Origin of the sequence: Streptomyces sp. NPDC127119 (assembly GCF_042677425.1) — a bacterium.
Classification (GTDB): domain Bacteria; phylum Actinomycetota; class Actinomycetes; order Streptomycetales; family Streptomycetaceae; genus Streptomyces.
Genome location: NZ_JBHXTO010000205.1, coordinates 1 through 11,455, shown reverse-complemented (window position 1 = coordinate 11,455; position 11,455 = coordinate 1). Strand labels below are relative to the sequence as shown.

10 protein-coding genes are annotated in these 11,455 nt (G+C 72.1%); 8 read left to right on the top strand and 2 right to left on the bottom strand.

The window, feature by feature from the left end; genetic code table 11:
• Positions 1-182 precede the first annotated feature (182 nt).
• Positions 183-851, top strand: coding sequence for a GPP34 family phosphoprotein (locus tag ACFVH5_RS41465; protein WP_384808691.1), 669 nt, complete (start codon positions 183-185; stop codon positions 849-851).
• A gap of 159 nt (positions 852-1,010) precedes the next feature.
• On the opposite strand, the gene ACFVH5_RS41460 is transcribed toward ACFVH5_RS41465, so the two are convergent.
• On the bottom strand, positions 1,011-1,427 hold the full coding sequence (locus ACFVH5_RS41460; protein ID WP_107019990.1) for an SsgA family sporulation/cell division regulator: 417 nt from the start codon (positions 1,425-1,427) through the stop codon (positions 1,011-1,013).
• 222 nt (positions 1,428-1,649) lie between these two features.
• On the opposite strand from ACFVH5_RS41460, the gene ACFVH5_RS41455 reads away from it, so the two are divergent.
• From ACFVH5_RS41455 to mmpA, 3 genes are all read left to right on the top strand, one after another.
• On the top strand, positions 1,650-2,798 hold the full coding sequence (locus tag ACFVH5_RS41455; protein WP_385838861.1) for a WD40/YVTN/BNR-like repeat-containing protein: 1,149 nt from the start codon (positions 1,650-1,652) through the stop codon (positions 2,796-2,798).
• 244 nt (positions 2,799-3,042) lie between these two features.
• Positions 3,043-3,735 carry an endonuclease V gene (locus ACFVH5_RS41450; protein WP_385838860.1) on the top strand — a complete coding sequence of 231 codons (693 nt, stop codon included), beginning with the start codon at positions 3,043-3,045 and terminating at the stop codon, positions 3,733-3,735.
• Between the two features lie 60 nt (positions 3,736-3,795).
• On the top strand, positions 3,796-3,945 hold the full coding sequence (mmpA, locus tag ACFVH5_RS41445; protein ID WP_385838859.1) for a morphogenic membrane protein MmpA: 150 nt from the start codon (positions 3,796-3,798) through the stop codon (positions 3,943-3,945).
• Between the two features lie 107 nt (positions 3,946-4,052).
• Here the strand turns inward: mmpA and ACFVH5_RS41440 are convergent, their stop codons facing one another.
• Positions 4,053-5,243, bottom strand: a complete 1,191-nt coding sequence (locus tag ACFVH5_RS41440; protein WP_385838858.1) for a saccharopine dehydrogenase family protein — start codon at positions 5,241-5,243, stop codon at positions 4,053-4,055.
• Positions 5,244-5,449: 206 nt separating this feature from the next.
• Here ACFVH5_RS41440 and ACFVH5_RS41435 point away from each other — a divergent pair, with 206 nt between their 5' ends.
• The 4 genes from ACFVH5_RS41435 (at position 5,450) to ACFVH5_RS41420 (ending at position 11,360) form a co-directional block, all read left to right on the top strand.
• Positions 5,450-6,685 carry a CaiB/BaiF CoA transferase family protein gene (locus ACFVH5_RS41435; protein WP_385838857.1) on the top strand — a complete coding sequence of 412 codons (1,236 nt, stop codon included), beginning with the start codon at positions 5,450-5,452 and terminating at the stop codon, positions 6,683-6,685.
• The gene (locus ACFVH5_RS41430) at positions 6,682-7,824 is read left to right on the top strand and encodes an acyl-CoA dehydrogenase family protein (protein WP_385838856.1); all 1,143 of its coding nucleotides are present in this window, start codon (positions 6,682-6,684) and stop codon (positions 7,822-7,824) included. The genes ACFVH5_RS41435 and ACFVH5_RS41430 overlap by 4 nt, the downstream gene beginning before the upstream one ends.
• Positions 7,825-7,864: 40 nt before the next feature.
• Positions 7,865-9,079 carry an acetyl-CoA C-acetyltransferase gene (locus ACFVH5_RS41425; RefSeq protein WP_385838855.1) on the top strand — a complete coding sequence of 405 codons (1,215 nt, stop codon included), beginning with the start codon at positions 7,865-7,867 and terminating at the stop codon, positions 9,077-9,079.
• Between the two features lie 76 nt (positions 9,080-9,155).
• The gene (locus tag ACFVH5_RS41420) at positions 9,156-11,360 is read left to right on the top strand and encodes a 3-hydroxyacyl-CoA dehydrogenase NAD-binding domain-containing protein (RefSeq protein WP_385838854.1); all 2,205 of its coding nucleotides are present in this window, start codon (positions 9,156-9,158) and stop codon (positions 11,358-11,360) included.
• The last annotated feature ends 95 nt before the right edge of the window (positions 11,361-11,455 follow it).

Genomic DNA, 11,455 nt, shown 5'->3' with positions numbered 1-11,455 from the left:
ATTTATTATGTGCTGCTTTTTATTTGTTTTTTTTTCTCCCACTTCCTGTTCTTCCTTGAACCAGCCCCCGTCCGCCCCTATAACCGCCCCCGACCCGCCCCCGACCCCGACCCTGACCTCGGCCCCGCCCACGATCCCCACGCCCCCGATTCCTCCGCCCCCGACCGTCCGAAGGAGACCCCGTGCCCATCGGCCCGCTCTCGCTGCCCGCCCGTCTCTGTCTGCTGGCCTGGGACACCTCGAAGCTCAAGGTCACCAGCGCTTCCCAGCTCCCGCACCTGGTCCGGGCCGGTGCCCTCACCGAGCTGGCGCAGCGCGGGCTGCTGGCCGACGCGGAGGGCGTCGCCACGCCCACCGACCCGGACGGCAGGACCGGGGACCCGGCCCTCGACGGACTCCTGGAACTCATCGAGGAGTCCCGGCCGCACAAGTGGAAGACGTGGGTCGGCCTGCGGGCGCGCATCACGCTGGACGCCGTACAGGCGCAGCTCGCGGCGGACGGATATCTGCGTGCCGAGAAGACCCGGGTGCTCGGCGTCTTCCCGTCCGTGGAGTACGAGATCGGCCGCGTCGCCGTCGTGGAGGGTCTGCGCGCGGAGGCCCGGCAGGTGCTGGAGGGCCCGCTGCCCGTCCATGAGGTGTCCGAGCGGGACGCGGCGCTCGTCGCCCTCGCGGCGGCGGCCGAACTGCGCACGCTGGTGTCGGGCAGGGAGCGGCGGCGGTACGAGGAGCGGATCGCGGCGCTGACCGAGCGCAGCGGTACGGCGACCCCGGTTCTGCGGCAGGCGGTCCAGGAGGTGCGGTCGGCGGTGTCCGTGGCGATGGCGGCACCCGGGGTGCCGGGGCACTGAGGAGCCGGGCGCGGAGTGGGCAGCGCCCAGCGTCGTCCGCCGTGCCGCGCGGGAGCTGCGGAACACGGGAACGTACGACCGGCTCAGCGGACGCGCCACCGAACCGGTAAGAGTCGTTCAGCGGGAGTCGCCCAGGCGGAGTTGCTCACCGGAGCCCGCTCAGAACGAGTCGCGCAGCAGTTCGGCGAGGTCGTGGTCCAGGTCCTGGTGAAGGTGCTCAAGACCGACGGGCACCAGCTCCGTCGAGCTCGCCAGGAAGTGCCGCAGTTCGCCGGCGCGCACGTGGATCACGGCGGTGCCCTCCGGAGCGTGGAACTCCAGGACGATGCGGTCGTAGCCGTACGGCCGCACGCGGACGTCGCCGTGGCCGACCTCCTCCTCCAGGCCCGAGGCGAGCAGCTCGCGGGCGAAGGTCCAGCACACCTCCACGCCTTCGAGCGTGGACGGGGCCGGGAAGGACATGCGGACCGCGAAGGGATCGTGGGGGTCGTAGCTGAGCGTCGCGGGAATGCTCGGCATCCGCGGCGCGGCGGCGACGAGGCGGGCCTCTACGGGCTGCTCGATAACGGTGGACAACGCCTTGCTCCCTTGTGACGTGCGGACGAACTGCGGACGGATGAGCCGGGCACTTGTAAGGACGTCGGAACCGGCCAATCCGTGCCTGCGAAAACGCATGAAGTCCTAGTGACCTCCGTCACCGCCTTCAATCACGGGAGTGATCGTTGATTTCCTGAGTGACCGCTGATGCCTCCCGGGGCATCTGGACGTGATCGGGGGAGTGGGCTAGCTTCGCCCGCCATGAGGGGCTTGGGCAAGACGCGACGCACGAGTAACAAGGGATTCACAGGGCGCCTGTTGGCCGTGGGGGTGTGCGGAGCGGCGTTCGCGGCCGCGCTCACGGGGTCGGCGCAGGCGGACGGAACCGCCGATCAGGGGCCGAGTGGCGCAAAACCGACGCACGGGGACCCGCACCGGCAGCCGCACTGGGAGCTGAAGGACAGCGGCACGGACGCGCGGTTCCGCGGCCTGGCCGCCGTCAGCCGGAACACGGCCTGGCTGGCGGGCTCCAAGGGCACCGTCCTGCGGACCACCGACGGCGGCACGAGCTGGCGGAACGTCTCGCCGCCCGGAGCCGCCGAGTTGGAGTTCCGTGACGTCGAGGCCTTCGACGGCAGGCGGGCCGTGGTGCTGGCCATCGGGGAGGGTGAGGCGTCCAGGATCCTGCGCACCGAGGACGGCGGCGCGACCTGGACCGAGTCCTTCCGCAACACCGACGCCAAGGCCTTCTACGACTGCGTGACCTTCTTCGACGCGCGCCACGGCCTGGCGATGAGCGATCCCGTGGACGGGAAGTTCCGCATCCTGTCGACCGGCGACGGCGGCCGTTCCTGGAAGGTGCTGCCCGCCGACGGCATGCCGGCCGCCCAGGAGGGCGAGGCGGGCTTCGCGGCGAGCGGGCAGTGCCTGGTCGCTTCGGGACCGCGGGACGTCTGGCTCGCCACGGGCGGGGCGGCACGCGCGCGTGTGCTGCACTCCGCCGACCGCGGCCGTACCTGGACCGCCACCGACACCCCCGTCCCGGCGGGCGACCCGGCCCGCGGAGTCTTCGCCCTCGCCTTCCGCGAGCGGACGCACGGCATCGCGGTCGGCGGCGACTACCGCGCCGACCAGGCCTCGCCGAAGGCGGCGGCGGTCACCGGCAACGGGGGCCGCACCTGGACGACGGCCGACGCCCCGCCGCCGGCCTACCGCTCGGGCGTCACCTGGCTCCCGCACAGCCGCACCTCCGCCCTCGCGGTCGGCCCCACCGGCACCGACCTCACGACGAACGGCGGCCGCACCTGGCGCACGCTGGACACCGGCTCGTACGACACCGTGGACTGCACCCCGGACCGGGCCTGCTGGGCCTCCGGGGAGAAGGGCCGGGTGGCCCGCCTGGAACGCTGACGCTCCGGCACCCCGCGGGCTGCCCTAGGGCCTGTCGTCAAATTCCCGCCTGCCGGGCGACGCCTGGCACGCTCCCCCCAGCCTCCGGCCGGGGGACCCCCACTCGCTGCACCGGGCGAAAGTCCAAGTACGTCCAGTACGAGGGCTTCCGCCCGGCACACCGAGAGCACGCACCAGACGCCGCCCGGCCCGCCCTCCGGGCGGACGTCGGGAATGTGACGACAGGCCCTAGGCTCTCGGCACCATGACGACGACCGTACGCATCCCCGCGGGCTGGCCCGCCACCGAAGAGCGGGCCCGGGCCGTGCAGGACGAGTTGCGGGGGCGGGTGGTCCTCGACGAACCCGGCCCGCCGCCGGGCACCGGCCGGGTGACCGGCGTGGACGTGGCCTACGACGACGAACGCGATGTCGTCGTGGCCGCAGCCGTCGTGCTCGACGCGGCGACCCTGGACGTGGTCGCGGAGTCCACGGCCGTCGGCAGGGTGTCCTTCCCGTACGTCCCCGGGCTGCTCGCCTTCCGGGAGATCCCGGCGGTCATGGCGGCCCTCGAAGCGCTGCCGTGCGCGCCGGGCCTGGTGGTCTGCGACGGCTACGGGCTCGCCCACCCCCGCCGCTTCGGCCTGGCGAGCCACCTCGGCGTCCTCACCGGCCTCCCGACGATCGGGGTCGCCAAGAGCCCGTTCACGTTCGCCCACGAGGAGCCGGGCACCCCGCGCGGCTCGTCCTCCCCGCTGCTCGCGGGGGAGGAGGAGGTCGGCCGGGCGCTGCGCACCCAGGCGGGCGTCAAGCCGGTGTTCGTCTCGGTCGGCCACCGGGTGACGCTGGAGAACGCCTGCGCCCACACCCTCCACCTCGCACCGCGCTTCCGCCTCCCGGAGACGACCCGCCACGCGGACGCGCTGTGCCGCCGTGCCCTGAAGGCGACGACGACATGAGTACGTGTTCTGAGTACGTGTACGGATGTCGCGGCCCGCCATGATCGACAAGCTTGGCCCATGACGACACACCGCGCTCCCGAGCCCGCCGCAGGCACCGCCACCCAGCCCGTCGAGCGGGCAATGATGGCCGGCCTGGCCCTCGCGGTGCTGGCAGGCGTGGCCTGGACAGCCGCAATGATCTACACGCTCGTGGAATGGCCCTTCTGACCGCACGGGCCCAGTGCCTTTAGGGGCGCGGGGAACTGCGCCCCCAGCCACACCCGACCCGCACCAGCCCTCCGGGCAACACCCCAACAGCCCTCGCCGGCGCAGCATCACCGCGTGGCCGCAACCCGAAAAGTGATCCCCGCTCCCCGAAGTCGCTCGATCAGCGAATCCCCCATGGCGACGGCAGTCGTCACCTGCCCCGACGTGCGGGGCAGCTCGTCGAACGCGAGACACAACGCGGACTCGCCCAGCATCTTCGCGGTGTCCCCGTAGCCGGGATCCCCACCGGCCACCTCGGTGAAGACCCGCTTCCCACCGCCCTCGCCCACGAACCGCACCGAGAACCAGCTGGCGGCCCGCTTCTCCTCGCTCGGCCCCTCACCCGGCTTGAACCGGCCCGACAGCCAGCGCCGCACGGGTGGCACCTGCGCCGCCACGAAGACGGCCCCGGCTCCGGCCGCCCCGCCCACGGCCGACGGCAGCGTCCCGACCGCCGCGTAGTGGCGGTAGCGGAAGTCGGGCCCGTACCGTTCCAGCGCCCGCGCGGACCGCTGCACGATCTGTGCGTCGATGGTGGGCAGCGGCAGTGCCCACGCGCCGAGTTCCTTCGCGTAGCGCGGGGCGCTCGGGGGCGCGTACGCCCGGCGTCCGACCAGGCGTGGCTCGTGCCGCCTGCGGTCGCGCGCGGCGGCGAGCATGTGCCGTCCGCGGGCGAACTGGTTGAGGGCGGAGGCGAAGGTGCCGCCCGAGAACATCGCCTCGACCCGCACGAAGCCGTCCACGGTCAGCGGCACCCCTTCGGGCAGTTGCCGCACGGTGAACCAGGCGCCCAGGTCGTGGGGGATCGAGTCGAATCCGGCGGCGTGCACCAGCCGGGCGCCGGTCTCACGCGCGCGTGCGTCGTGCCGCACGTACATGAGGTCCACGAACTCGGGCTCTCCGCAGAGGTCCAGATAGTCGGTGCCGGCGTCCGCGCAGGCGGCCACCAGGGCCTCGCCGTACTCCACATAGGGGCCTACGGTGGTGGCCACCACGCGCGCGTGCTCCGCGAGTTCCCGCAGGGAGACCGGATCGGTGACATCGGCCCGCAGCACGGGCAGCTCCGCGCACGCCGGGTCGATCTCCGCCAGGCGGTCCCGGAGCCGTTCCAGTTTCGCCGTGTCGCGGGCCGCGATGGCCCAGCGCAGCCCCTCGGGAGCGTGTGCGGCGAGGTACTCCGCGGTGAGCCCGCCGACGAATCCCGTGGCTCCGAAGAGCACGATGTCGTACGCGCGCCCGGTCCTGTGCTGCCTGCTCATGGCACCTCTCAGCCGTTCAGCCCGCGCCGTTGTCGGTGGCCGAGGCTAGCGTGCGACAGGAGTGAAGGGAGCAGGGCCCCGTCGCGGGAATCGGCCCCGGCTTCCAGAATTGACTGAGCGCTTGCTCGCCGGGGGCTTGTGCGAAGTGGAACGCGTTCTTAACATCACTGATGTTACATCAGTTGTGTCACAGTGCTGGGGGCTTGATGACGGCGGCGGCAGGGGCGGAATCGGCGGATACGGCGGGACCGGGATCGGCGGGGCACGGTCCGCTGGCCGGGGTGCGCGTGGTCGAGCTGGCGGGCATCGGGCCGGGCCCGTTCGCCGCCATGCTCCTGGCCGATCTGGGCGCGGACGTCGTCCGCGTGGACCGGCCGGGCGGCGGATCCCTCGCGATCGACCCCGCCCACGACGTCACCAACCGCAACAAGCGTTCGGTGATCGTCGACCTCAAGGCGGCCGACGGCGCCGAGCGGGTCCTCGGCCTGGTCGAGCGCGCCGACATCCTCGTCGAGGGCTTCCGGCCGGGTGTCGCCGAGCGCCTCGGCATCGGACCCGAGGCCTGCCACGCCCGCAATCCGGGACTCGTCTACGGACGGATGACCGGCTGGGGCCAGGACGGGCCGCTCGCCCCGCGCGCCGGGCACGACATCGCGTACATCGCGCTGACCGGCACCCTCGGCATGATCGGCGCTCCCGACCAGCCGCCGGCCGTCCCCGCGAACCTCGTCGGGGACTACGCGGGCGGCTCCCTGTACCTCGTCGTGGGCGTCCTGGCCGCACTCCACCACGCGCGCGCGACCGGCGCGGGCCAGGTCGTGGACGCGGCGATCGTCGACGGCACGGCCCACCTCTCCTCGATGATCCACGGCATGCTGGCCGCGGGCGGCTGGCAGGACCGGCGCGGCGCCAACCTCCTCGACGGCGGCTGCCCCTACTACGGCACGTACGAGACGGCCGACGGGCGCCATATGGCGGTCGGCGCCCTGGAGAGGCAGTTCTACGAGGAGTTCACCGAGCTGCTCGGCCTCGGGGAGTACGCCTCCGCGCGCAAGGACCTGGCCCGCTGGGGCGAGCTGCGCGAGGCGGTCGCGGCCCGCTTCAGGACCCGTACGCGCGACGAGTGGGCGGCTGTCTTCGAAGGCTCCGACGCGTGCGTGGCGCCCGTGCTGTCGCTGCGCGAGGCGCCGCACCACCCGCATCTCGTGGCCCGCGGCACCTTCACCGACCACGGCGGCATCACCCAGCCCGCCCCCGCACCCCGCTTCTCCGCCACCCCCACCGCCGTCCGCGGCGGACCCGCCCTGCCGGGCACCGGCACCGCCGACGTGGCCCGCGACTGGGACGTACCGGGCCTCCTCGAAGGCGTTCCCGAACCGACCGAACCGAAGGGCACCCCGCAACCGACGGGAGCTCCCGGACCGAAGGGCACCCCCGAATGAAGCGGCAGATCTTCACGCCCGAGCACGAGGCGTTCCGCGAGACCGTCCGCACCTTCCTCACGAAGGAGGTCCTGCCGCACTACGAGCAGTGGGAGAAGGACGGCATCGTCTCGCGCGAGGCCTGGCTCGCGGCCGGCCGGCAGGGACTGCTGGGCCTCGCCGTCCCCGAGGAGTACGGGGGCGGCGGCGACGCCGACTTCCGCCACAGCGCGGTGCTCGCCGAGGAGTTCACCCGCGCGGGAGCCGCCGGGCTCGCCCTCGGGCTGCACAACGACATCATCGGGCCCTATCTGACCGGCCTCGGTACGGAGGAGCAGAAGCGGCGCTGGCTGCCCGGGTTCTGCGACGGCTCCCTGATCACGGCCATCGCGATGACCGAGCCCGGCGCCGGCTCCGACCTCCAGGGCATCAGGACGCACGCCGAGGACCGGGGCGACCACTGGCTGCTCAACGGCTCCAAGACGTTCATCTCGAACGGCATCCTGGCCGACCTCGTGATCGTCGTCGCGAAGACGACCCCGGAGGGAGGCGCGAAGGGCCTCTCCCTGCTCGTCGTCGAACGCGGCACGGAGGGCTTCGAACGGGGCCGCAACCTCGACAAGATCGGCCAGAAGGCCCAGGACACCGCGGAACTGTTCTTCAACGACGTACGCGTCCCGAAGGAGAACCTGCTCGGCGAGCTGAACGGCGCCTTCGTGCACCTGATGACGAACCTCGCGCAGGAGCGGATGGGGATCGCCGTCGCCGGGATCGCCGCCGCCGAGTACCTGCTGGAGATCACCACCGAGTACGTCAAGGAGCGCGAGGCTTTCGGACGGCCCCTGTCCAGGCTCCAGCACATCCGCTTCGAGATAGCCGAGATGGCCACCGAGTGCGCCGTCACGCGCACCTTCATCGACCGCTGCGTCGTCGACCACTCGGCGGGCGAACTCGACGCCGTGCACGCCTCGATGGCCAAGTGGTGGGCCACCGAACTGCAGAAGCGTGTCGCGGACCGCTGCCTCCAACTGCACGGCGGCTACGGCTACATGTCGGAGTACCGCGTAGCGAAGGCCTTCACCGACGGCCGCATCCAGACCATCTACGGCGGGACGACCGAGATCATGAAGGAGATCATCGGCCGTTCCCTGCTCGGCTGACCCGCCCAGTGCCCCCGGGCTCCTCCTGAAAGGCTCACGAGTGACCACCGAAGCGTACGTGTACGACGCGATCCGCACCCCGCGTGGCCGCGGCAAGGCGAACGGCGCCCTGCACGGCACCAAGCCCGTCGACCTGGTCGTCGGGCTCATCCACGAGATCCGGGCCCGCTTCCCCGGACTCGACCCGGCCGCGATCGACGACATCGTCCTCGGTGTCGTCGGACCGGTCGGCGACCAGGGCTCCGACATCGCCCGGATCTCGGCCATCGCCGCGGGCCTGCCGGACACCGTGGCCGGTGTCCAGGAGAACCGCTTCTGCGCGTCGGGCCTGGAAGCCGTCAACCTGGCCGCGATGAAGGTCCGTTCGGGCTGGGAGGACCTCGTCCTCGCGGGCGGCGTCGAGTCGATGTCCCGGGTGCCGATGGCCTCCGACGGCGGCGCCTGGTTCGCCGACCCCATGACGAACCTCGCCACCGACTTCGTACCCCAGGGCATCGGCGCCGACCTCATCGCCACCATCGAGGGCTTCTCCCGGCGGGACGTCGACGAGTACGCGGCACTGTCCCAGGAGCGGGCCGCCGAGGCCGCGAAGGACGGCCGGTTCGGCAGGTCCGTCGTGCCCGTGAAGGACCGCAACGGACTCGTCGTCCTCGACCACGACGAGCACCCGCGCCCCGGCACCACCGCCGACTCGCTGGGCAGACTGAAGCCGTCGTTCGCGGACATCGGCGACCTGGGCGGCTTCGACGCCGTGGCGCTGCAGAAGTACCACTGGGTGGAGAGGATCGACCACGTCCACCACGCCGGCAACTCCTCCGGGATCGTGGACGGCGCCTCGCTCGTCGCCGTCGGCTCCAAGGAGGTCGGCGAGCGGTACGGGATCACCCCGCGCGCGCGGATCGTCTCCGCGGCCGTCTCCGGCTCCGAGCCGACCATCATGCTGACCGGGCCCGCGCCCGCCACCCGCAAGGCACTCGCCAAGGCCGGGCTGACCATCGACGACATCGACCTCGTCGAGATCAACGAGGCCTTCGCCGCGGTCGTCCTGCGGTTCGCCCGGGACATGGGCCTGTCCCTGGACAAGGTCAACGTCAACGGCGGCGCGATCGCCCTCGGTCACCCCCTCGGCGCGACCGGCGCGATGATCCTCGGCACGCTCGTCGACGAACTGGAGCGCCAGGACAAGCGGTTCGGCCTCGCCACGCTCTGCGTGGGCGGCGGCATGGGCATCGCGACGATCGTCGAGCGCCTGTAACTCCCCAGCGGCACCCGGGACGTCAGCGGCACCCGGGACTTCAGTGGACCCCCGGACTTCTACGGAGAAAACCCTCATGACCGAGAGCACCACCATCCGCTGGGAACAGGACGACACCGGTGTCGTCACCCTGGTCCTCGACGATCCCAGCCAGTCCGCGAACACCATGAACCAGGCGTTCCGCGCGTCGCTCACCGCGATCGCCGACCGCCTTGAGTCCGAGGTGCGGGCCGACCCCGCGGCCGTCCGCGGCATCGTCTTCACCTCCGCCAAGAAGACGTTCTTCGCGGGCGGCGACCTGCGCGACCTCATCCGGGTCACCCCCGAGACGGCCCAGCAGCTCCTCGACGGCGGCCTCGCCATCAAGCGCGACCTGCGCAGGATCGAGACCCTCGGCAAGCCCGTCGTCGCCGCCATGAACGGCGCGGCCCTGGGCGGCGGCTTCGAGATCGCGCTGGCCTGCCACCACCGGGTCGCCCTCGACGCGCCCGGCTCCAAGATCGGCTGCCCCGAGGTGACGCTCGGCCTGCTGCCCGGAGGCGGCGGCGTCGTCAGGACCGTACGCCTCCTCGGTATCGCCGACGCCCTCCTCAAGGTGCTCCTCCAGGGCACCCAGTACAGCCCGCGGCGCGCCCTGGAGAACGGCCTCGTCCACGAAGTGGCGGCCACCCAGGAGGAGATGCTGGCCAAGGCCCGCGCCTTCATCGACGCCAACCCCGAGTCGAGCCAGCCCTGGGACAAGCCCGGCTACCGCATCCCGGGCGGCACCCCCGCCAGCCCGAAGTTCGCGGCGAACCTGCCCGCCTTCCCGGCCAACCTGCGCAAGCAGACGGGCGGCGCGCCCTACCCGGCGCCGCGCAACATCCTCGCGGCGGCCGTCGAGGGCTCCCAGGTCGACTTCGAGACCGCGCAGGTCATCGAGGCGCGCTACTTCGTGGAACTGGCCGCGGGCCAGACCTCCAAGAACATGATCCAGGCCTTCTTCTTCGACCTCCAGGCCGTCAACTCCGGCGCCAACCGCCCCCAGGGCGTCGAACCCCGCCAGGTCCGCAGGGTCGCCGTACTCGGCGCCGGGATGATGGGCGCCGGCATCGCGTACTCGTGCGCCCGCGCCGGCATCGACGTCGTCCTCAAGGACGTCTCCGCCGAGGCCGCCGCCAAGGGCAAGGCCTACTCCGAGAAGCTCTGCGCCAAGGCCGTCTCCCGCGGCCGTACGAGCCAGGAGAAGGCGGACGCGCTGCTCGCCCGCATCACGCCCACCGCGGATCCCCAGGACGTGGCGGGCTGCGACGCCGTCATCGAGGCCGTCTTCGAGGACCCGGCGCTCAAGCACAAGGTGTTCCAGGAGATCCAGCACATCGTCGAACCGGACGCGCTGCTCTGCTCCAACACCTCGACCCTGCCGATCACCGCGCTCGCCGAGGGCGTCGAGCGGCAGAGCGACTTCGTCGGACTGCACTTCTTCTCGCCCGTCGACAAGATGCCCCTCGTCGAGATCATCAAGGGCGGGCGCACCGGCGACGAGGCCCTGGCCCGCGCCTTCGACCTCGTACGGCAGATCAGGAAGACCCCGATCGTCGTCAACGACTCGCGCGGCTTCTTCACCTCCCGGGTCATCGGGCACTTCATCAACGAGGGCGTGGCGATGGTCGGCGAGGGCATCGAGCCCGCCTCCGTCGAACAGGCCGCCGCCCAGGCCGGCTACCCCGCCAAGGTGCTCTCCCTGATGGACGAGCTGACGCTCACCCTGCCCCGCAAGATCCGCGCCGAGTCGAAGCGGGCCGTCGAGGAGGCGGGCGGCACGTGGACGGCGCACCCCTCCGACGAGGTCGTCGACCGCATGGTCGACGAGTTCGGCCGCACCGGGCGCAGCGGCGGCGCGGGCTTCTACGAGTACGGGGCGGACGGCAAGCGGGCCGCGCTGTGGCCCGGACTGCGGGAGCACTTCACGCGCCCGGACGCGAAGATCCCCTTCCGGGACATGCAGGAGCGCATGCTGTTCTCCGAAGCGCTCGACACCGTCCGCCTCCTGGAGGAGGGCGTCCTGACCTCGGTCGCCGACGCCAACATCGGATCCATCTTCGGGATCGGCTTCCCCGGCTGGACGGGCGGTGTCCTGCAGTACATCAACGGTTACGAGGGCGGTGACGGGTCCGGCACCGGGCCGGCCGCGTTCGTGGCCCGCGCGCGGGAGCTCGCCGAGCGGTACGGGGAGCGGTTCGCGCCGCCAGCGCTGCTGGTGGAGAAGGCGGCGAAGGGGGAGCGGTTCAGCGACCGCTGACGGGGCCTTTTTTGGGGTGCGTGTTTTTTTGGGGGTGCGTGGTCGTCTGCGGGCCGGTGGGGGCCGGTCGCGCAGTTCCCCGCGCCCCTTAAGGG

What these genes read in the sequence shown, in the direction of transcription:
- ACFVH5_RS41440 (WP_385838858.1), bottom strand. Translation starts at nt 5,243, where the DNA reads ATGAGCAGGCAGCACAGGACCGGGCGCGCGTACGACATCGTGCTCTTC.
- ACFVH5_RS41430 (WP_385838856.1), top strand. Translation starts at nt 6,682, where the DNA reads ATGAAGCGGCAGATCTTCACGCCCGAGCACGAGGCGTTCCGCGAGACC.
- ACFVH5_RS41450 (WP_385838860.1), top strand. Translation starts at nt 3,043, where the DNA reads ATGACGACGACCGTACGCATCCCCGCGGGCTGGCCCGCCACCGAAGAG.
- ACFVH5_RS41420 (WP_385838854.1), top strand. Translation starts at nt 9,156, where the DNA reads ATGACCGAGAGCACCACCATCCGCTGGGAACAGGACGACACCGGTGTC.
- mmpA (WP_385838859.1), top strand. Translation starts at nt 3,796, where the DNA reads ATGACGACACACCGCGCTCCCGAGCCCGCCGCAGGCACCGCCACCCAG.
- ACFVH5_RS41435 (WP_385838857.1), top strand. Translation starts at nt 5,450, where the DNA reads ATGACGGCGGCGGCAGGGGCGGAATCGGCGGATACGGCGGGACCGGGA.
- ACFVH5_RS41455 (WP_385838861.1), top strand. Translation starts at nt 1,650, where the DNA reads ATGAGGGGCTTGGGCAAGACGCGACGCACGAGTAACAAGGGATTCACA.